Consider the following 21,496-nt stretch of genomic DNA (forward strand, 5'->3'; position numbering starts at 1 on the left):
AATAGCCCGGAAAACTCCGGGCTGATATGACAAAGGTTAGTCAGAGCTATTTCCAATTAATTAAGCAGTCGTTTTTCTTACCGCGACGAACTAATGTATAGCGACCAAACAAACGGTCTGCATCAGTAAAAACATACATTGGATCAATTTGCTTCTGACCATTAACGGCAACTGCATTTGAGCTAATAGCCGTTCTTGCTTGTCCGCGTGATGGCGCCAACTCTGAATCAACGAGCGCTTGTTGTAAATCTGCGCCGTCTTCTAATGTGATAGAAGGCATACCATCTTGTGCTAATTGTTCAACATCTGCTTCTGTTAAATCTGAAACTGCACCTGAGAACAAACTATCAGTAATACGTCTTGCTGCTGCTAAGCCTTCATCACCATGAACAAGCTTGGTTACCATTTCAGCAAGAACATATTGTGCGCGTGGCGCCTTACCACTATTTTTATCTTCTTCTTCAAGTGCATCTATTTCACTCAACTCCATGAAAGTGAAGAACTTCAAGAATCGATAAACATCAGAGTCCGCAGTATTAATCCAGAACTGATAAAATTTATATGGACTTGTTTTCTTAGGGTCAAGCCAAACAGCGCCGCCTTCGGTCTTACCAAATTTAGTACCGTCTGACTTAGTTATCAAAGGAACAGTCATACCAAACACTTGGTTTTGGTGTAAGCGTCGAGTTAAATCAATACCAGAGGTGATATTTCCCCATTGATCTGAGCCGCCAATTTGCAGCTCTACGCCATGTTCTTTATTAAGGGTTGCGAAGTCATAACCTTGAAGTAAGTTATAAGCGAATTCAGTAAAAGAAATACCAACATCATCACGATTCAGTCGTTGTTTAACTGATTCTCTGTTGATCATTTGGTTGACAGAAAAATGCTTACCGATATCACGTAAAAATGTCAGTACGTCCATCTTACCAAACCAATCATAGTTATTAGCAAGCTTCGCACTGTTATCGCCACAATCAAAACTTAAAAAAGGCGAGACTTGGTTACGGATTTTATCTACCCACTCTTGAACGGTTTCTGCAGTATTTAATTTACGCTCAGTCGCTTTAAAACTCGGATCGCCAATTAGGCCCGTTGCGCCACCGACCAACGCCACAGGCTTATGCCCGGCTAGTTGAAAACGTTTTAAACACAGCAAAGGAACCAGATGTCCCAAGTGCAAGCTGTCAGCGGTAGGATCGAAACCGCAATAGAGGGAGATAGGGCCCTGCGCCAGTCTCTCTGCTAACGCATTTTCATCTGTTACCTGGGCAACGAGGCCCCGCTCTTGCAATTGTTTTATCAGGTTATTGCTAGACATCAATGACTCCATCGGTTGAATTTTGTCTATCTATTTAAGTTACTGACAAGTTCAGAAGTTATGTCATGAGCTTGTCAGTATGATTTTTCAGTTTTTTTAAACGTAGCTATAGCATAAAGCGCATATCAATTAAGTACCAGCTAAAAAACCACTTATTAAGGGGCTAATCTGTCAATTTTCCAGCCATCTGCTTCGCGTTGGTACAAAAAGCGATCATGGAGCCGATGTGCTCCACCCTGCCAAAATTCAACGCTATTAAAAACCACGCGAAAGCCACCCCAAAAACTCGGTAATGGTACTTCGCCATTTTTAAATTTCTGCTTTAATTCTAGAAACTTACCTTCAAGAATACCGCGAGCCGAAATTTTGGATGATTGTTGTGATGCCCACGCAGCAATTTGACTATCTTTTGGTCGACTATGAAAATACTTAACAACTTCTATCGGATTTAAACGCTCAGCAACACCAGTAAAATTGACCTGACGCTCTAGCGGATACCAAGGAAAATGCAGACTAATTTTATTATTTTTTTCTAAATGCTGCGCTTTTCGGCTTCCCATATTAGTATAAAAAACTAAGCCTTTTTCATCAAAATGCTTCAACAGCACAATACGTTGATAAGGCTGCCCAGTTTCATCAACAGTCGCAACACTCATTGCCGTTGGATCGCTTAAACGTGCTTCACAAGCTTGTTTCAACCAATATTCAAACAACGTCAGAGGATCAAGAGGTAAATCATTACGTCTTAATCCCCCTTTGGTATACTCACGGCGCACTGATGCAAGATCTATTTCCTCGACTTGATTCATATTCGTCTCCTTTGCTACAGTTATTTTATCAATATTATTTCGTATCAATATTAATCGGATATATGGCACCTAATACCGTTTCTTGGCTTGCACCAGTAACAGAAGCAAGATTACCCGATAATCCCGAAATTGTCCGTGCGGCAAGCCAAGCGAATGCTAATGCTTCCATATCATCACCACTAAGCCCAAACTTATCACTGGAAGCCACTTCGATACCAGGTAACAATGCTGCTAATCTTTGCATTAAAAAATTATTTCTAGCGCCACCACCGCAAACAATTAAACGCTCGCACCCACCACATAATAGAACTTGATCCGCAATTGATACGGCGGTTAATTCACATAATGTGGTTTGAACATCCTGTGCAGATACTAACGGAAAATTTGATAAGTGTTGATCTAACCATTGCATGTTGAAATATTCGCGCCCAGTACTTTTTGGCGCAGAACGTCTAAAATAGACGTCATTGAGCATTGCTTTCAATAGTGCAACATTAATATGCCCATGACTTGCCCATGTCCCGTCTTCATCATAAGCTTTCTGTTTGTGACGCCAAACCCATGTATCCATTAACATATTTCCAGGTCCTGTATCATAACCCTTGACATAGGCGCCTGGAAGTAATGCTGTAATATTCGCAATACCGCCAATATTCAAAACAATTCGCTTTTCTATTGGATGCCCGAGAACCGCTAAATGGAATGCAGGCACTAATGGTGCCCCTTGCCCGCCATATGCCATATCTCTACGACGAAAATCGCCAACAGTAGTGATCCCTGTTAATGCAGCAACACGATTATTATCACCAAGTTGCATTGTAAAAGGCTGTTCACTATCAGGTTCATGCCAAACTGTTTGTCCATGGCAACCTATAGCGATAACATCTTCCGCAGGTAATCCCGTTGTTGTTAATAGTTGATTAATTGCCTCCGCATACAGCGTACCAAGCTCTCGATCAATTTTTCCTATTTCAGATAATGTGGCTTCTTGGCCTTGGCAAATATTTAAAATTCTCTTTTTCAATTCAACTGGAAATGCAACACTCAGACTTGATTGTTCTGCCACAAACTTATCACTAATCGCTGCAAGAACAACATCGACACCGTCTAAACTGGTTCCTGACATAACCCCTATGTAACGACCCGACTTAATCATTATTCTTGTTCCTTCAAAGTGCACATTAACATCGTGAATTTAAACCATAAAAGATTGTGCTTTGCTGGTATGTTTTGTCAACAATTCCATTCAATTTCTAGGGCTAACTCGCAGGATTCGATTATAATTAGTCAAACACATAAAATATTTGGATAAAATAAGCCCAAAACGACGTTTTTTTATACATTACGATTTATCATTTATAATCTGAGATACATTGATAACATTAATGAGAAGTGACTTGAATCGATGCGAAGGAAACATTAGATCCTATAATTAACGAGAAGTGATATTCATATAATGATTTAACTATAGTATATTTAACAATGCGTGCCTTAGTCAGTGAAATATCTTCAATTTTGAGATAGTTTACCTAGTGTTTATCTTTTATTTAAATGAACATAAGTAATCTCAATATCGATTCTTAATACGTTTTTTAATATACGTTGTTGTGTTTATAGCGAAAATAAATATACGATGCTATGTTAGTGCCACAGATAGCAAATCTCATAGGAGTTATTATGCTTAAGAAAGTTTTTGTAGGTGTTGCTGCAGTTGCTGCATTATCAGGCTGTGTCAATACTAGTACGCTTTCTGGTGATACTATTTCGGCTCAGGATGCGAAACAAGTACAGACTGTTACTTATGGTACGATTCTGAATGCGCGCCCTGTCACCATCCAAGCAGGTGAAGATGGTAATATCATTGGTGCAATTGGTGGTGCTGTTCTTGGTGGCTTATTAGGTAATACCATCGGCGGCGGTACTGGTAATACACTTGCAACTGCTGCAGGTGCAATCGCAGGTGGTATGGCTGGCCAGCAAGCACAAGGTGCTTTAAATAAAAGCCAGGGTGTTCAGTTGGAAATCCGCTTAGACAGCGGTAAAAATATTGTTGTCGTTCAAAAACAAGATCCAACCGCTTTTCGTAACGGTCAGCGTGTGATGATTGCAAATAGCGGTAATACTGTAACAGTATCTCCTCGCTAATTAATGAACGCCAAAGCCATATTATAATTAAGTATGTTCACCGACACTAATGTCGGTGAACATGGCTTATTAGTAACGTTAGTCATTATTATTTAACTAGCGATATTTATTAAGTATCTGCTCTTTTTTCATGTTATTTCCCTCTTATAATAATGATACTTTCTCAATCAAGTAGAAATAATTGCACAAATTTCGCATATAAAAAAGTAGATACTTGGTATTCAAATAATACTATTATTACTTTTCTCCTTAAATTGTTTATCTATATTAAAACGTTTATTCTTACTACTACGCTGTAGATTAGTATCTCAATCCTAATTTTTCATTTAACATATACAGCTTAGAACAATAAATTCCTAAAAATACAAAACACTGTCAATTATAATCAGCCTAATAGTAGTCAATATGAATTATAACATATGAAAATAATTATAATTATAAAAGTGACCATTGTCGCATTTTTAATTATTCCATTTATAAATAACAAAACATTATTTACATACAAAATAGTTAAGAATTATTCTGTAAATTTGTTATATTTTTCTCTAACCGTAAAAGTAACACAGATAATTGACTCAATTCATCTGGCGTAATGTTATTCAGAATTTCAACTCTTGTATTATTAATAACTTGATCCACTGTTTTAATAAATGGCTCGGATTCATCGGTTAATTTAATCCTTTTTGCTCGTCTATCATTAGCGCATGTGTGACGTGATATTAATTTTTTCTCTTCTAGTTGATCGAGCGTTCTTACAAGTGATGGTTGTTCTATTCCAATCGCCTTCGCTAACTGAATCTGCGATTGCTCTGGTGGTAACTGACTAATGTTATGTAATGTAACCCAGTGAGTTTGTGTTAACTTAAGAGGCTTTAAACGATGATCTATCAAAGCTCTCCACATACGAACTACACGTGATAGTTCAGATCCGATTTGTGATTCCAATTTACCCTCCTTTATATAATTATAATGTATAAAAAATATACCCAACTCATATTATTTTTTAAATTATATATTAATTTCCCTTTATACTTACAACATTTTATTGATGTTATACCTAGTAAATACCTATATATAGTTACTATTAATCACTTTCTAAGTGACTTGCATCTAATTATGGTTGTTTTATTTTCATAACAAATCCAACCATACTGAAAAAGATAACCTATCAATTATCTTATTAATAAGAATAGCCTTACTCTTCTTTCGAATCTATCTATTTTAACCCTTATAGTAATTACATCTAACAATAAAAAAAGCAATAGCCAATAAATCCTTATAAAACAAAAGAATATAGTTGCTCTTAAAATTATGTTATTTACAGTTAGCTTTAATTAATCCCATAACCATTTTGAATAAATAAAATTTCATTGAAAGATTACTAAAGTAATTAATTTATATTAAATGATCAGTTATTAATTAATTTCAATGTACAATTGATATTAACTACAAAAAAAATAACTCATTACTTTGCGCAATACTTTAAAATAGTTGTTGTTGTGGAGTAACCTCATCGTCTTGCGTTACTTTTTTACTTGCTGCCCTTAGATAACGTTGGCGGCATAGACGTATAATGTTCCGCTTTTCTGCATCGGCAAATTTTAACCAGCCAAAGCGCTCATCACGAGTACGATAACAGCCTCGGCAATAGCCCTGCTCATTAGTTTGGCAAATACCACGGCATGGGCTAGGTATTTCAAAAAACTCGAGTTGTTCTGCCATCTTTATGCCCCCAATGAGAATTGTAAATGTATGATATACTCTTTAAAATCAATATATACACTGTTTGCCTAAAAAATAAACTGCAATCGTTGGATTTAACCCTATCTGCACGTTATATTATTAGTAGGTAAATCGATTCAGGTTTATGAAATGAATTTTAAGGAGTTTTTTTATGCGCTTACTTCATACCATGCTACGCGTAACTAACATGCAACGTTCTCTTGATTTTTATACTAAAGTACTTGGGATGCGTCTTCTAAGAACCAGTGAAAATGAAGAATATAAATATTCTTTAGCTTTCGTTGGCTATAGTGATGAAAGCGAAGGTGCGGTCATAGAACTCACGTATAATTGGGGTGTTGACAGTTATGATATGGGCAACGCTTATGGCCATATTGCTTTAGGTGTTGATGATGTAGCGCAAACTTGCGACAACATCCGTAAAGCTGGCGGTAATGTCACACGCGAAGCGGGCCCAGTAAAAGGCGGTACAACAATCATCGCCTTTGTTGAAGACCCTGATAACTATAAAATCGAGCTCATTGAAAATAAAAGTGCAAGCAAAGGATTAGGCCACTAAGGCTCCTATCTTTTAAATTTAGGTAGTGAATTTAACTACCTAAATTTTCTGCTGAGTTTACCTGCAAAATTTTACTGGTTTTGGCATAATATAAGCCAACCAGAAACTCTAAAATGAAAGTCCTAATGTCTGAAAAAAAAAATATGAATACCCTGGTTAGCCGTTTCAGGGGCTACTACCCTGTTGTAATCGATGTAGAAACAGGTGGATTTAACGCAAAAACAGATGGATTGTTAGAGATTGCCGCCATTACATTAAAAATGGATAAAGACGGTTGGCTAGCAATTGATGAAACTCTACATTTTCATGTTGACCCATTTGAAGGTGCAAATTTAGAACCGGCTGCTCTCGCTTTTACAGGTATTGATCCAACAAACCCTCTACGCGGTGCAGTAAGTGAATACGATGCGCTTCATGCTATTTTTAAAGTTGTGCGTAAAGGTATAAAAAATACTGATTGTAATCGCGCTATTATCGTGGCTCATAATGCAAATTTTGACCATAGCTTTGTCATGAACGCTGCTGAGCGGGCAAGTTTAAAGCGTAACCCTTTTCACCCGTTCGCTACTTTTGATACAGCAGCTTTAAGTGGATTGGTTTTCGGTCAAACTATTCTCGCGAAAGCTTGTTCCACTGCCGGTATTCCTTTTGATGGCAAACAAGCTCACGGTGCACTATATGATACGAATCGTACTGCTTTATTATTTTGCGAAATCGTGAATAAATGGAAAAAAATGGGTGGATGGCCTTTAGTCGAAGAAACTCAACAGCCCTAAATTAAAAAGCCGGATTAGCATGAACACATACTAATCCGGCTTTTACATATAAGCATTATGATAAAAAGAACAATCCGTTACTCGGCGTTCGCCTCATCAGCTGAACGATACTTATCTGCAGTTTCTTTAATCAACGTTTGAAGCTCACCACGTTGAGCCATTTCCATAATAATATCGCAACCACCGACCAATTCGCCATCAACCCACAGTTGAGGAAAAGTTGGCCAGTTTGCATATTTTGGCAACTCTGCACGAATATCTGGATTTTGCAGGATATCCACATAAGCAAATCGTTCACCACAAGAAGACAGTGCTTGTACTGCTTGTGCAGAAAAACCACAGCTCGGAAGTTTAGGAGAGCCTTTCATATATAATAAGATTGGGTTTTCTTTAATTTGGCGCTCGAGTCTTTCAATTGTCGTCATTTTTTACTTCCTTAAAACAAGGGTGCTGGTTTTGCAGTCAATCGCCAGTTCAATGCTAGATCCCACATGAACCTGCCTAGCTGACATAATATATTAGTCGGTAATAATAACCGGAATATCGAAAACGTTATACACAAAATAGTTCGAGATACATGTAGGTAGCAAACGAAAATCACCGATAGACATAAAAAATTACGGTATTTCAATAACATAACGACCAACATGTTGGTGTATCACGGGTATATTGTTTCATATAATATGCCAGTTTTATAGAGGCATTACCATAACATGCAAAAAGATAGCGCACCAATAGACTATATTGAGCCGCGCTCAAAAAATAATGCCCTCAAATTTACCTCTAGCCTATAGCAATAGATTAAATAATAAACTATTTAAATATTACTTTACTCTTTAGCCACACTAGAAAATACGTAGCCATGCATTAGACACCCGTGAATAGTACTTAGTTTTATTAATTTTATTAGCATAATAATAACACTTATTTTTTATAAGGTTTATCGTGCTATCATTAATATATTACATATCCTATAGCAATAAATAAAAATCATATTTATCAGCTATAAATGGAAGATAGTCGATGATTTCCGCTCGCATTGTGAGCAAACACCCAAGCAAGTTGATTCAAAGTAACTAAGGAGTAAGCAATGTCATTTGAACTACCCGCTCTACCATATGAAAAAGATGCTTTAGAGCCTTATATCTCATCTGAAACATTAGAGTACCACTATGGTAAGCATCACAATACCTATGTTGTTAATCTGAATAATCTGATTAAAGGCACTAACTTCGAAGGTAAATCATTAGAAGATATAATTAAAACATCTGAAGCAGGCATATTCAACAATGCTGCTCAAGTTTGGAATCATACCTTTTATTGGCACTGCCTTGCACCTAACGCAGGTGGAGAACCAACAGGTAAAGTCGCCGATGCTATCAATAAAGCGTTTGGATCTTTTGCTCAATTCAAAGAACAATTCACGGACTCTGCAATTAAAAACTTTGGTGCAGGTTGGACTTGGTTAGTGAAAAAAGCAGATGGTAGTTTAGCTATCGTCAATACTTCCAATGCAGCAACACCGGTATCTGGTGACGATAAGCCTATACTGACTGTTGATATTTGGGAACATGCTTATTACATTGACTATCGTAATGCACGCCCTAAATATTTAGAAAATTTCTGGTCTTTAGTAAACTGGAAATTTGTTGAAGAAAATTTAGCATAATTCAAATTGTTAATATGATTAAGGGCGAGTTATTTTCTCGCCCTTAATCTTTTCATCCAATGAGGATGTGAATATAATCAGAACAGATGTACCGCAAACACAATAATTACGGCTAGCGAACCTAATGCTGCAAATAATCCAAATTTAAAATCTGTATCCATGAGTTCCTCTCATCTTAAAGCAATTAAGCAAGTAAAATAACCATAATAACGATAAGGTTAATTAAGTATACACTGCCAAAATTGTAAAACCAGTGTCTATGTCACATGTTATAACATCAATTATTTCTTTCGTTTTTGAGCTAGATCAGACAAAATCGACAACAAACCGCTAATTTATTGCCAGCAATAGATCTATGCATCAATATGCAGGTAATTTTTTAACAAGAATTCTTAACAAGACCTAATGTTGGTCAGGAGTTTTCCCCACCCATGGCAACGATTAAAGATGTGGCGAAACGCGCTGGCGTCTCCACCACAACCGTATCCCATGTTATTAATAAAACGCGCTTTGTAGCTGAAGATACAAAAGCTGCAGTATGGGCTGCTATAAAAGAACTCAATTATTCACCTAGCGCGGTTGCCCGTAGTTTGAAGGTTAACCATACAAAATCAATTGGGTTGTTAGCCACATCAAGTGAAACACCTTATTTTGCTGAAGTCATTGAATCGGTAGAAAACTGTTGTTATGAAAAAGGCTACACACTGATCCTATGTAATTCCTATAATGATTATCGAAAACAATCAGCTTATTTGCAGATGTTGGCACAAAAGCGAGTGGATGGGCTATTAGTGATGTGCTCAGAGTATCCAGATACGCTTTTAAGCACTTTGGAAGATTATAGAAACATTCCTATGGTTGTGATGGACTGGGGTGCTTCTCGTGGCGACTTTACTGATAGCATTATTGATAACTCTTTCCATGGTGGTTATCTTGCTGGTCGTTATCTGATTGATAGAGGCCATCGTGATATTGGTATCATTCCTGGCTCTTTGGAACGAAATACAGGTATTGGTCGTTTAACTGGTTTCCAAAAAGCAATGGAAGAAGCGAAAATAACACTCAAAGATGAATGGGTCGTTCAAGGCGATTTTGAACCTGAGTCTGGCTATAAAGCCATGATGCAAATTCTTAGCCATAAACAGAAGCCAACTGCTGTATTTTGTGGTGGTGATATTATGGCTATGGGTGCTATCTGCGCCGCAGATGAAATGGGTTTACGTGTACCTCAAGATATTTCAATTATCGGCTACGATAATGTTCGTAATGCGCGTTATTTTACACCTGCATTAACCACAATCCATCAGCCCAAAGAGCGTTTAGGGCAAATGGCATTTTCTATGCTGCTCGATCGCATTGTCAATAAGCGCGAAGATGCTCAAACTATTGAAGTCCACCCTCGCCTTGTTGAACGTCGTTCTGTTGCCGATGGTCCATTTATCGACTACCGCCGCTAAATTAGGGTGCTAACCATTCAGCGTTGAGTGTTTCACTATCACCAAGATAATCAAGCAACCAACTCAACGCTGGAGATGTATTCTTTTCCACCCAAGTCAAACAACATGGGCTAGGAGGAAAAGGTTGAGTCAACGCTAACTCGACTAATTTATCATCCGCACACAGTGGAGCCACTCGGTGCTCAGGCATCATCCCAACACATAACCCATTAAGTACGCAAGCCACACCATTTTCCCAGTTAGGTACAACTAATCGACGCTGGTTATCCAGTGCCCACGTATCACGCTTTGGCAAATTACGAGATGTATCTTCTAAACATAAACTCGGATATGGCCGCATTTCATCATCCGTTAATTTATTATTGAGTTGTGCAAGTGGATGTTTAGGCTCTGCTACACATAACCAAGACATGAATCCCATATCACGAAAACTATAACGTTCACCAATAGGTGATGCTCTTGTAGCGCCAATAGCAACATCAACCCGACCGTCAGCAAGCGCATCCCACACACCGTTAAATACTTCAGGATGAATATAAAGTTCAATGTCAGGAAAATGTCGATAAAAATCAAGAATGAGTTGCTCAGTACGCTGTGGCTTTACGATACAATCCACTGCAATACTAAATTGACCACGCCAACCATTTGCAACTTGTTGGCACTGATGGCGTGTATCTATCATTTTTTTGATAACAGATCGGCTTTGTTTAATAAAAATGACGCCGGCCTCCGTCAATACAACGTCACGATGTCGGCGTTCAAATAAAGGTACAGCCAGCCATTCTTCAACTTGTTTTACGGTGTAACTAATCGCTGAAGGTACACGGTGAAGCTCCTCAGCGGCGCCGCTAAAGCTTCCTGTACGAGCGACTGCATCAATGACTTCGAGTGCATGGGCTGACCACATATCATTTCCTTTCAAATTTTTTGATGACAAGATCCAAATATTACCGTTTCACAATGTAAAAAAATAGCCTATACAATAAGGTAACTGTTAACATTTTTTTAAATTTTGAATAAGTAAACAATTATGACGAATACTGTAACGAGAAATTCCCCTGGATTTATCATTTACCTTGCGGGTTTAAGCATGTTGGGCTTTTTAGCTATCGATATGTATCTACCGGCATTTGGTGCCATGCAAACCTCGTTAAATACTACCGAAGGCTCCATCAGCGCTTCACTCAGCATATTTTTAGCTGGGTTTGCTTTTGCTCAACTTCTCTGGGGTCCTCTATCTGACAAACTCGGTCGTAAGCCGATTTTAATTGTTGGGCTATCACTATTTATTATTAGTTGTTTAGGTATGGTCTGGGTTACAGACGCTACTCAATTATTGATATTACGTTTCTTACAAGCAGTAGGGGTATGCTCCACTGCTGTGCTTTGGCAAGCTTTAGTCATCGACCGCTATGATGCAGCAAGTACACAAAAAGTTTTTGCATCTATCATGCCTTTAGTTGCGTTATCCCCAGCTCTCGCACCATTATTAGGCGCTTGGGTACTCGAACATCAGTCATGGGAGTTCATTTTTGTCGTACTGATGATTGTTGGTATCTTATTACTGATTCCAACATTGCTATTAAAGAAAATCACGCCCAAAGCAACCATAGATGAAAATAGTTCCCAAGCTAAAGTTTCCTTCCTGAATATACTTAGCTCACGCATTTTCAGTGGTAATGTTTTAATCTATGCTTCATGCAGCGCTGGTTTCTTCGCATGGCTGACAGGCTCACCTTTTATTTTACGTAATATGGGTTTCAATCCCGCAGATATTGGCTTAAGTTATATCCCACAAACCCTTGCATTCATTATTGGTGGTTATGGATGTCGTTTTGTCTTAACCAAAGTTCGCACAGAGGCCCTTTTCCTTTTATTACTGATTGGTTATGCCATAAGCATGTCTATCCTGTTTATTATGGCAATTTATATGACGCCAACTTTAACAATGATCCTAATCCCATTTTGCTTTATGGCAGCAATGAACGGAGCGTCATATCCAATTGCAGTTTCTAAAGCATTAAATACCTTTCCAAATGCGAGCGGTAAAGCAGCCGCATTACAAAATGCTTTGCAACTTGGTTTATGTTTTCTCGCTAGCTTGTTGGTATCAATGCTAACTTTTGACCCATTACTTGCAACAACAGGCGTGATGGCAGCTACGATTGTTCCAATGATTATTGGTTATTTCATGCAGTATTTCGCTGTAGATACGCAAAAGTCGCCGAAACAAACTGAATGCCAAGCAAAATAAATAAGCTAACGCATTAATTACTGCCATACACATAAAGGGTAAGTCATTATTTAATAATAATTGGCTTATCCTTTTAGTTTTAACCTCAAGCATATAGACTAAATCGGGTATTTATAAATTCTAACACTTATAAATTACAGTGGATAAGTATTACTACATAGTTAATTTTATTAATTTACATCCTAATAATTTCAACCTATTAAATTCTATTGATATTATAGATTGTATCATCAATATCAGAACCTGATTTTGAAAGGTTATCCCCTTAAAAAGTCACAGTTTTATTTTTTTACCTGCTGCAACTCATATTTTCTTTAGTTAATTTTTTTATCGAAACACGTTATACTAAAATTTCTGAATAATGAGTGTATAAGCGCTATGTTAAAACAGTATTACCCACCAGAAGAATTAAGCACTTTTATAAGCTCAATTCTCATTATCAAGAAATTTACTGCCCCAATTAAAATATTTCCTGGTACTGGCGCTGAAATCTGGATTTCATCACAAAATCTTAATATAGCAACTGACGCCCATACAACCATCAATCCATTTCAATTAGTCATTCCTAGAATTAACACTTTTACAGTAATTCCCAATAATGCAAAGGTGATGGTCTTACGTGTCAGGCATGATGCTCTGCGATTTTTACTTCCGCAAAGAACAGTAGTCTATACAGACACACCAACAGCACTTTGTAATATCTGGAGTGATAATTGGTTTGAAGCGCTCGCTAGCGGCTCATTTAAAGAGTTACGTGATTGTTTTATTGCTACAAAAGCCAGTAAAAAAATACATTTTACGGATAATATTTTGGATATTCTTTACCGAAATCCAACTAAGAAGATTACAGATATTGCCGATGAACTAGGTTATAGCGCTCGTTTTATACAAAAAGAGTTTCTAAAAGAATATGGGATCACACCAAAACGTTACCAAATCAATTGCCGATTAGAGCATGTTTTAAAAAATATGGTGAAGGAACAAGATACCTATCGTTGGTTCGAAACTGGCTATTATGACCAATCGCACTTTTACCGTGATTTTAAAAGATACTATACTATGACGCCGTCGGCATTTTTAAAGTCAAACTATTCGTTTTTTTACAATACAAAAACTAAGTACCCTTTAAGATAGTTCTTAATAAATAAGGAGAACGGAATGAGTATTGTAGTGTATGCCCAAATTACAATTGAAAAAACGGATGGGTGTTTAACGAAAAAAATCATTCGCGATTTAGCTAAACTAAGTCGTCGAGAGAAAGGATGCATCCAGTACGATTTAATGGCTAAAGAAAATGGCTACATTGTTCTTCAAGAATGGGAAAATAACCAAGCATTAGAGTTACATAAGAATAGTGAGAATTTCAAGCGTTTAATCGAAGCCATTGCCCTTGATAACGCCAGTTTTTCACTAAACTTTAGTGATAAGCTGTAATTTAACGATAATATACTGCCTAATTTAGGGTTGTACCCACGGGTAATAAACTGCCATAAAATAAATCGTAATAAAAACTAAATACTGATTATTCAAATTAGGCTATAGCGATATAATTAAAAGCTATAGCCTTTTTAAGTCAAAATATCTTGTTTTATAGCAAAATGCTTAAAGTTTTTATTCTGCTAAATTTGCATTTTCCGTTGTTTCTCTCGCCTTCTGTAAAATCATTTCTTGTTCTTTTTGATGCAATACACGTTCAACAGTATCAACGATTGCTTGCGTTTGTGGGTCTATCTCAATATTAATCTTATCCCCTAAACGTTTTTTACCTAAGGTTGTTCTCGCTAATGTTTCAGGAATTAAATGAACACAAAAACGATTATTAATCACATCACCAACAGTCAAACTGATCCCATCAATTGCAACAAAGCCTTTATGTAAAATATATTTCATCAATGATTTATCATAAATCGATAGCCATATTTGATGATTATCTTCAGATGTGAAAATTTTACTTACTTCCGCAGTCGTAACAATATGACCAGAAACAACGTGCCCACCGATTTCATCGCCGTATTTTGCAGCTCTTTCAATGTTAACAACATCACCGGGTTGCAATGCACCTAAGTTAGTCAGTCGTAACGTTTCTTTGATTAAATCAAAACTAACATTTTCACCATCTATCTTTGTCACCGTCAGGCAACAACCATTGTGTGCCACTGATGCTCCCGTTTCTAGACCAACAAGTAACTCGGGAGTGAATTTCATTACATGAGTACGAAAATTTGCTCTTTCAGTGATCTCGATAATTGGGGCTGTACCTTGAACAATGCCTGTAAACATAATAAATCTCAGTGTAGTGAATTTATGTACTAAGTTTACCTAAGAATTTTCAGAGATCTATCTTATTTGAGCGGTTAAACGCACATTGCTCCAATATATTAATTTAAATTATATCTTCTCAGAAAAACATGATTCTATATTCTGCTAAACATCTGTATTGGATTAAATTAATAAAAGAGATAGAATACAGAGACTGAATTAACTGATTGATTTATAGTAAATCATTTATTTCCCCTATTATTCTTATACGCAAAATAATTTGAGATTGCAGGTAGTCACGATACCTATGCTAAACGTTAGAGCACATAGCAATCTATGTACTCTAAATGGTGGCATATTAGCAATTGTGCCAAACATCTTGAATTATAGCGGGTATATTCTTATTTAATTTATTGTAAAGGTGTATGCGTGCAGAAATATCTTACAGAAGCGCGTAGCTTGTTGGCTCTCGGTATTCCAATTTTCTTTGCCCAATTTTCTCAAACTGCGATGGGGTTTGTTGATACGATTATGGCAGGAAGTGTTAGTGAAACCGAAATGTCAGCAGTTGCGGTCGGATTTTCAATCTGGCTGCCAGCTATTCTTTTTGGTCAAGGGCTATTAATGGCACTAACCCCAATTATTGCACAAATGAATGGGTCAGGCCGCCGACATTTAATTAGTGACCAAGTACAACAAGGCTTATGGTTAGCTTTCTTTTTATCACTTGGTGTGATGCTTCTTCTTTATAACAGTCAGCTAATTCTCGGAAATATGCCTCATATCGATCCTGAATTGGCAGATAAATCGGTGCGTTTTCTGCATGCCATTATGTGGGGTGCTCCAGGTTATTTATTTTTTCAAGTTTATCGTAGCCAATGTGAAGGTCTCTCTAAAACCAAACCCGGTATGGTAATTGGTTTTCTTGGCTTGATGGTTAATATACCGATTAACTATATCTTTATTTATGGTCATTTTGGTGCACCGGCTCTAGGTGGTGTAGGTTGTGGTGTCGCAACAGCTTCAGTCTATTGGGCAATGTGCATGATGATGCGGTGGTATGTAAAACACACCCCTTCACAACGAGATATTCGTCCAACTAAATCCTTTGCTTCGCCAAATCCACTAATTTTAAAACGCATTATTGTTCTTGGCACACCAATCGGACTTGCGTTGTTTTTTGAAGTTACATTATTTGCGGTTGTTGCTTTATTGGTTGCCCCTCTTGGGGTTGTCGCTGTTGCCGGTCATCAGGTTGCATTGAACTTTAGCTCGATCATGTTTATGTTCCCGTTATCTTTGGGTATCGCCGCGACTATCCGTGTTGGCTATAACCTTGGGCGACAATCTACTGAAGCCGCAAAAATTTCATCATATACAGGCCTTGTGGTGGGTTTAATGGTGGCTTGTTGTACTGCAATTTTAACGGCTACATTCCGCGAACCTATTGCAATGATGTATAACAAAAATCCTGAGGTTGTGGTACTTGCATCTAGTTTGATGCTCTTTGCTGCTATTTATCAATTGTCGGACTCTGTGCAAGTTATTGGAGCAGGAATTTTACGTGGTTATAAAGATACACGTTCAATCTTCTTCATCACTTTTACCGCATATTGGATTTTAGGATTACCTTCTGGTTATATTTTAGCGCTGACAGATCTTGTCACACCAGCAATGGGACCTAAAGGTTTTTGGATTGGCTTTATTATCGGATTAAGTGCAGCAGCTATCGGTATGTTCATCCGTATTCTATGGATACATAAACAATCTGAAAGCGTGGTTTTATTAAGGTCAACTCGTTAATTGGCGGTAAATTAAGCATTTTATTGTCTAGGGAAGTGTATTTATCACCAGATAGTTTTAAATACGAACAAACTATCACGAAAATACATTTTCCCCTTGCCAGATTGACTCTGTGACGTTAATATTCGTCCCCGTTGTCACCCAGATTATTGTTATGAACCATAGGGTTTGAAGCGCGTCCGTAGCTCAGTTGGTTAGAGCACCACCTTGACATGGTGGGGGTCGGTAGTTCGAGTCTACTCGGACGCACCATTTCAATATAATAAATATTGAAACTAATCATTGTTCCTCAGTGCGTCCGTAGCTCAGTTGGTTAGAGCACCACCTTGACATGGTGGGGGTCGGTAGTTCGAGTCTACTCGGACGCACCATTCGTTTCTTCCCTTATAAATTACCCTTTTTATCTGCTTATATTTTTAGCCTGTTTTGTTGCGCAACAAATTTATTTCCGCAAAATCACACGGTTACTTGATCTGAAATAGATCTTTAATCAATTTCATAAAATTTGATTTGTATCACAGTTTTTTGTTGTCTATAATACTCATCGCTGCTGAATGGTTTCATCATTATTAAATCAGTATGTTAGCTTTGATAAAAATGTCTGCTACACTATAATTAGAATCTAAATGAGACATTTTTGAAATAAATATGCATTAAACACCAGACTGTCGCCTATCCTTATAAATGAGTTGCGCAACAAGTTCTATCTTGCGCTTTAAGTGTCGGCGGCAATACCGATTTCCTTTATAACCTTTAGATAGACTGCCATGAAAAAAACTAAAATTGTTTGTACCATCGGTCCAAAAACCGAATCAGAAGAAAAATTGACTCAACTTTTAGACGCAGGCATGAATGTTATGCGCCTAAATTTCTCCCACGGTGACTTTGAAGAACATGGTCAACGTATCAAAAATCTTCGCTCAGTCTGTGCAAAAACAGGTAAACAAGCGGCTATCTTACTCGATACTAAAGGCCCAGAAATCCGTACCATGAAATTGGAAGGCGGAAATGATGTTGCTCTTGTTGCCGGTCAAACTTTTGCTTTCACAACGGACACCTCTGTAATTGGTAATAAAGACAAAGTTGCAGTGACTTATGCAGGCTTAACCACTGACCTTAAAGTGGGTGATACTGTTTTAGTCGATGACGGCTTGATTGGTATGAAAGTTATCAAAGTCACCGCCACTGATGTCATTTGTGAAGTATTAAACAATGGTGATTTGGGTGAGAAAAAAGGTGTTAACTTACCGGGTGTCTCAATTGGTTTACCTGCACTTGCAGAAAAAGATAAAGAAGACTTAGTCTTTGGTTGTGAGCAAGGCGTTGATTTTGTAGCCGCTTCATTTATTCGTAAACGTTCTGATGTTGAAGAGATTCGCGCTCATCTTAAAAAACATGGCGGCGAAAATATTCAAATTATCTCTAAAATTGAGAACCAAGAAGGTTTAAACAATTTTGATGAAATCTTAGAAGCTTCAGATGGCATCATGGTTGCACGTGGTGATTTAGGTGTTGAAATTCCAGTAGAAGAAGTTATTTTCGCTCAAAAAATGATGATCGAAAAATGTGTTGCTGCACGTAAAGTAGTTATTACTGCGACACAAATGCTTGACTCTATGATCAAAAATCCACGCCCTACTCGTGCTGAAGCTGGTGACGTTGCTAATGCTATTTTAGATGGTACAGACGCAGTAATGCTTTCAGGTGAAAGTGCTAAAGGTAAATACCCAATTGAAGCTGTGACTATCATGGCAACAATCTGTGAACGTACTGACCGTGTAATGCCAACTCGCATTGATAGCCAAAAACCAAGCCAACGCCTGCGTGTAACGGAAGCGGTTTGTCGTGGTGCTGTTGAAATCACTGAGAAATTAGATGCACCTCTAATTGTTGTTGCTACCTTTGGTGGTAAATCAGCGAAATCTATTCGTAAATATTTCCCAACTGCGCCTATTTTGGCTTTAACCACAAACGAAGAAACTGCACGCCAGTTATTATTAGTGAAAGGTGTTATCCCAATGATTGTTGGTGGTTTCACATCGACTGATGATTTCTATCGCGAAGGTAAACGTGCGGCACTTGAAAGTGGCCTTGCAGTTGCTGGTGATGCGGTAGTTATGGTTTCAGGTGCGTTAGTACAAAGTGGTACAACGAATACTTCATCTGTTCACGTTCTATAATTAACACAATAAAATAATCAAAGCCCCGTGATTAATAAAATAGTCACGGGGCTTCTTTATTTATATTTGACATTAAATGTTGCTTTAAACTAACTATCCACTACCCAACAGAACAGATACAAATAGTGATAGATTATTTAAGTTTGATATCACAAAATGATTTCACCTTGGTTAAATAATAACCTTTCTTAATTTAATTTTAAGTTTTTCCTCTTTTTCCTACTGCTAAATATAAAGTATTTCTAGCAAATATTTAAATTACGTACTAGCATAAGACTAAGTGAGTGCCATACCCTAATTTTCATTAGGTTGTTTTAAAGGGATATTGATAGTTTTAAGATTTTTGCTTAGAATTATTAGTTGGTAGCTTACTTTTTATATTTTCAATATAAATCAATCTAGAGGGTAAAATAATGATTCGTACTAAAATTGTACTGGGCTCTATCGTATTAGCTTCAGCATTACTAGCGGGTTGTTCTAACAGCACTGACGTGCAAAAGCTCTCTTCAGACGTACAAACTCTGAATGGTAAAGTTGATCAACTAAGCAACGATGTTCAGTCACTACGTTCTGACGTTCAAACAGCTCAAGAAGAAGCAGCACGTGCAAACCAACGTCTAGACAACCAAGTCCGTACTTACAAAAAATAAGTCGAACTCGTTTTAGCTAGAAAGAAGCTTCTTCAAAGCTAATATTTATGAGGGCCTATATTAAATAGGCCCTTAATTTTTGTGCTAGTTAAGCTAACGATATAAAACTATTGATATGATTTATACTTTGAAGGTAATAGCGCGCCGATTTTTTCTTCGTAAACAGGCTGTGGCTGTGAAATCGAAAATGGCTCGATCGGTGTTAAATCAGGATAGTTTTTAAGCTCATCATTCGTAGGCTCAGTTGTACCTTGATCATTATTTACTCTCACAGGCATCCCAGAACGCCTTTTAAGCTCTTTTTCTACTAATCCCCTGTCAATGCCTTCATTCTCTAAAAAACGCTGGAAATCAGCAGAGATCTTGATTGGCATCGTTTGTGGATCATCACTGTCTTTTCTCGAAAGTGGCTGATGTACCTCAATGTAGAGACTTCCATCTGCTTCTTTAGAATATTTCACAGGCTGATCAATAACTTGGACTCGAGTTCCTTTTGGTACAGTCTTAAATAGTGCTTCAATATCATCTGGTCTTAAACGAATACAACCTGAACTTACACGCATTCCAATACCAAAGTCAGCATTAGTTCCATGGATTAAATATTCACCACGGCCATAAGAAAGACGTAATGCATAAAGCCCCATTGGATTCTTAGGGCCAGCAGGAACAACCGCCGGTAATGTAATACCCTCTTTGGCATAATTTTTGCGGATATTAGCAGTCGGTGTCCATGTTGGGTCTTTAATTGATTGACTAACTGACGTAACCATTTCTGGTGTATCACGCCCTAATTGGCCGATCCCAATAGGATAAACAATGACTTCTTCACTATTTTCCGGATAATAATATAATCTCAGCTCAGCTAAGTTAATCACGATACCTGTTCTCGGCGTCGATGGTAATAACATCTGTGCAGGAATAATCAGCTCTTTACCTGCTTCAGGTAAATAAGGATCAGTTCCTGGGTTGGCTTCTAACATACCCAGCAGACCAATCTCATACTCAGTCGCTATTGCTTCTAAAGAACGCCCATCGTTTGGTACAACATAAGATAAGTTTTCCCCGATTAGGCGCGTATTGCTATCTGGTAATGGATATTCTTTTGCATGTGCCGGAGCCATTAATGCACTCATGACAAGCAAACTTGCCACCGTCAAAGCTGTCTTCATACCTACCTACTCCAAAGAAAATAGTGTTGTTACATTAATTTAGTAACCATTGAACTCAAAGATAGTTGAACATAATAGCAACTATTTTTCCTATCTTTAATACTTAATAAATATTTTAGTTAGCTAATAATATTCAACATAGTATTTTTACGCAATAAAATGATAATTCTTAGTAACAAAGACAATGAACTAAAGGTAGGTAAGATAGACATTAAGATTGAGAGGGAATTGAAAATAAAATCAAAGAGGGAAACAAAAGTTGTTTCCCAACAATATATTATACGAGTTCGTTAGCGCGAGCCAAAATAGTGCGGATCATGGCATTTAGCCCCTGAGTACGTGATGGTGTTAAGTGTTGCTCAAGTGCTAATTGATGAAAAAATGATTTCACATCAACGTCTAGAATTTGTTGTGCCGTTTTATTTTGAAAAAGAATAATCACTATCGCGACTAACCCTTTAACAATACTTGCATCGCTATCACCTGCAAATAAAATCGTCTCATCGGACTGCTTTTGCATATCAATCCACACCTGGCTTTGGCAACCAGCAATAAGATTACTATCGCTTCTTTGTGTTGCCGTTAACTCAAGCAAAGACCCGCCCAGCTCAATCATATACAGATAGCGCTCTTCCCAATTGTGGCAGCGTGCAAAATTACGTAACAGTTTTTGTTCATCGGGTAACGCAGGCATACTTCTTT

21 protein-coding genes and 2 tRNA genes are annotated in these 21,496 nt (G+C 37.5%); 13 read left to right on the forward strand and 10 right to left on the reverse strand.

Going from position 1 to position 21,496, the window contains the following annotated elements:
• Nucleotides 1-46: 46 nt before the first annotated feature.
• The 3 genes from tyrS to anmK all read right to left on the reverse strand — a co-directional run bounded on the left by tyrS (nt 47) and on the right by anmK (nt 3,286).
• Nucleotides 47-1,321 carry a tyrosine--tRNA ligase gene (gene tyrS, locus ACTH6U_RS16540; RefSeq protein WP_434718827.1) on the reverse strand — a complete coding sequence of 425 codons (1,275 nt, stop codon included), beginning with the start codon at nt 1,319-1,321 and terminating at the stop codon, nt 47-49.
• A 155-nt stretch (nt 1,322-1,476) separates the two neighbouring features.
• A complete protein-coding gene (gene pdxH / locus ACTH6U_RS16545; RefSeq protein WP_441832670.1) occupies nt 1,477-2,130 on the reverse strand; it encodes a pyridoxamine 5'-phosphate oxidase in 654 nt (217 codons plus the stop codon).
• Between the two features lie 34 nt (nt 2,131-2,164).
• The gene (anmK, locus tag ACTH6U_RS16550; protein WP_294110902.1) at nt 2,165-3,286 is read right to left on the reverse strand and encodes an anhydro-N-acetylmuramic acid kinase; all 1,122 of its coding nucleotides are present in this window, start codon (nt 3,284-3,286) and stop codon (nt 2,165-2,167) included.
• A 521-nt stretch (nt 3,287-3,807) separates the two neighbouring features.
• On the opposite strand from anmK, the gene ACTH6U_RS16555 reads away from it, so the two are divergent.
• Complete coding sequence (locus tag ACTH6U_RS16555; protein WP_294110904.1) at nt 3,808-4,275, forward strand: glycine zipper 2TM domain-containing protein; 468 nt, start codon at nt 3,808-3,810, stop codon at nt 4,273-4,275.
• A 510-nt stretch (nt 4,276-4,785) separates the two neighbouring features.
• Here ACTH6U_RS16555 and slyA read toward each other — a convergent pair.
• Entirely contained in the window at nt 4,786-5,220 is a 435-nt protein-coding gene (gene slyA, locus ACTH6U_RS16560; RefSeq protein WP_294110908.1) for a transcriptional regulator SlyA, read from the reverse strand.
• A gap of 537 nt (nt 5,221-5,757) precedes the next feature.
• Nucleotides 5,758-5,997 (reverse strand): DUF1289 domain-containing protein, encoded by a 240-nt coding sequence (locus ACTH6U_RS16565; RefSeq protein WP_294110910.1) that lies wholly within the window; start codon nt 5,995-5,997, stop codon nt 5,758-5,760.
• Nucleotides 5,998-6,169: 172 nt separating this feature from the next.
• On the opposite strand from ACTH6U_RS16565, the gene gloA reads away from it, so the two are divergent.
• Nucleotides 6,170-6,577 carry a lactoylglutathione lyase gene (gene gloA / locus ACTH6U_RS16570; RefSeq protein ID WP_294110912.1) on the forward strand — a complete coding sequence of 136 codons (408 nt, stop codon included), beginning with the start codon at nt 6,170-6,172 and terminating at the stop codon, nt 6,575-6,577.
• A 125-nt stretch (nt 6,578-6,702) separates the two neighbouring features.
• Nucleotides 6,703-7,353 carry a ribonuclease T gene (gene rnt, locus ACTH6U_RS16575; RefSeq protein ID WP_294110914.1) on the forward strand — a complete coding sequence of 217 codons (651 nt, stop codon included), beginning with the start codon at nt 6,703-6,705 and terminating at the stop codon, nt 7,351-7,353.
• Nucleotides 7,354-7,430: 77 nt separating this feature from the next.
• On the opposite strand, the gene ACTH6U_RS16580 is transcribed toward rnt, so the two are convergent.
• On the reverse strand, nt 7,431-7,778 hold the full coding sequence (locus tag ACTH6U_RS16580) for a Grx4 family monothiol glutaredoxin (protein WP_294110916.1): 348 nt from the start codon (nt 7,776-7,778) through the stop codon (nt 7,431-7,433).
• Between the two features lie 665 nt (nt 7,779-8,443).
• On the opposite strand from ACTH6U_RS16580, the gene sodB reads away from it, so the two are divergent.
• Nucleotides 8,444-9,022 (forward strand): superoxide dismutase [Fe], encoded by a 579-nt coding sequence (gene sodB / locus ACTH6U_RS16585; protein WP_294110918.1) that lies wholly within the window; start codon nt 8,444-8,446, stop codon nt 9,020-9,022.
• A 431-nt stretch (nt 9,023-9,453) separates the two neighbouring features.
• A complete protein-coding gene (purR, locus tag ACTH6U_RS16590) occupies nt 9,454-10,479 on the forward strand; it encodes an HTH-type transcriptional repressor PurR (protein ID WP_434718826.1) in 1,026 nt (341 codons plus the stop codon).
• Nucleotide 10,480: 1 nt separating this feature from the next.
• Here purR and punR read toward each other — a convergent pair whose 3' ends face one another.
• Nucleotides 10,481-11,386, reverse strand: coding sequence for a DNA-binding transcriptional activator PunR (punR, locus tag ACTH6U_RS16595; RefSeq protein WP_294110921.1), 906 nt, complete (start codon nt 11,384-11,386; stop codon nt 10,481-10,483).
• A 123-nt stretch (nt 11,387-11,509) separates the two neighbouring features.
• Between punR and punC the strand changes: the two genes are divergently transcribed.
• The 3 genes from punC to ACTH6U_RS16610 all read left to right on the forward strand — a co-directional run bounded on the left by punC (nt 11,510) and on the right by ACTH6U_RS16610 (nt 14,167).
• A complete protein-coding gene (gene punC, locus ACTH6U_RS16600) occupies nt 11,510-12,733 on the forward strand; it encodes a purine nucleoside transporter PunC (protein WP_441832671.1) in 1,224 nt (407 codons plus the stop codon).
• A 378-nt stretch (nt 12,734-13,111) separates the two neighbouring features.
• The gene (locus ACTH6U_RS16605; protein ID WP_294110925.1) at nt 13,112-13,867 is read left to right on the forward strand and encodes a helix-turn-helix transcriptional regulator; all 756 of its coding nucleotides are present in this window, start codon (nt 13,112-13,114) and stop codon (nt 13,865-13,867) included.
• A gap of 24 nt (nt 13,868-13,891) precedes the next feature.
• Nucleotides 13,892-14,167, forward strand: coding sequence for a putative quinol monooxygenase (locus ACTH6U_RS16610; protein WP_294110927.1), 276 nt, complete (start codon nt 13,892-13,894; stop codon nt 14,165-14,167).
• A 177-nt stretch (nt 14,168-14,344) separates the two neighbouring features.
• On the opposite strand, the gene ACTH6U_RS16615 is transcribed toward ACTH6U_RS16610, so the two are convergent.
• A complete protein-coding gene (locus ACTH6U_RS16615) occupies nt 14,345-15,013 on the reverse strand; it encodes a riboflavin synthase subunit alpha (RefSeq protein ID WP_294110929.1) in 669 nt (222 codons plus the stop codon).
• A 408-nt stretch (nt 15,014-15,421) separates the two neighbouring features.
• Between ACTH6U_RS16615 and ACTH6U_RS16620 the strand changes: the two genes are divergently transcribed.
• From ACTH6U_RS16620 to ACTH6U_RS16640, 5 genes are all read left to right on the forward strand, one after another.
• Complete coding sequence (locus ACTH6U_RS16620; RefSeq protein WP_294110931.1) at nt 15,422-16,795, forward strand: MATE family efflux transporter; 1,374 nt, start codon at nt 15,422-15,424, stop codon at nt 16,793-16,795.
• Nucleotides 16,796-16,970: 175 nt separating this feature from the next.
• Nucleotides 16,971-17,047: transfer RNA gene (locus ACTH6U_RS16625), tRNA-Val, on the forward strand.
• Nucleotides 17,048-17,089: 42 nt separating this feature from the next.
• Nucleotides 17,090-17,166: transfer RNA gene (locus ACTH6U_RS16630), tRNA-Val, on the forward strand.
• 396 nt (nt 17,167-17,562) lie between these two features.
• The gene (gene pykF / locus ACTH6U_RS16635; RefSeq protein ID WP_294107362.1) at nt 17,563-18,975 is read left to right on the forward strand and encodes a pyruvate kinase PykF; all 1,413 of its coding nucleotides are present in this window, start codon (nt 17,563-17,565) and stop codon (nt 18,973-18,975) included.
• Nucleotides 18,976-19,388: 413 nt separating this feature from the next.
• Complete coding sequence (locus tag ACTH6U_RS16640; protein WP_294107364.1) at nt 19,389-19,625, forward strand: major outer membrane lipoprotein; 237 nt, start codon at nt 19,389-19,391, stop codon at nt 19,623-19,625.
• 107 nt (nt 19,626-19,732) lie between these two features.
• Here the strand turns inward: ACTH6U_RS16640 and ACTH6U_RS16645 are convergent, their stop codons facing one another.
• On the reverse strand, nt 19,733-20,794 hold the full coding sequence (locus tag ACTH6U_RS16645; RefSeq protein ID WP_441832672.1) for a L,D-transpeptidase family protein: 1,062 nt from the start codon (nt 20,792-20,794) through the stop codon (nt 19,733-19,735).
• 277 nt (nt 20,795-21,071) lie between these two features.
• Nucleotides 21,072-21,488: a cysteine desulfuration protein SufE gene (sufE, locus tag ACTH6U_RS16650; protein WP_441832673.1), complete on the reverse strand. Its 417-nt coding sequence runs from the start codon at nt 21,486-21,488 to the stop codon at nt 21,072-21,074.
• Between the last annotated feature and the right edge of the window lie 8 nt (nt 21,489-21,496).

The sequence above is a fragment of the Providencia sp. genome, assembly GCF_052096715.1.
Lineage (GTDB): Bacteria > Pseudomonadota > Gammaproteobacteria > Enterobacterales > Enterobacteriaceae > Providencia.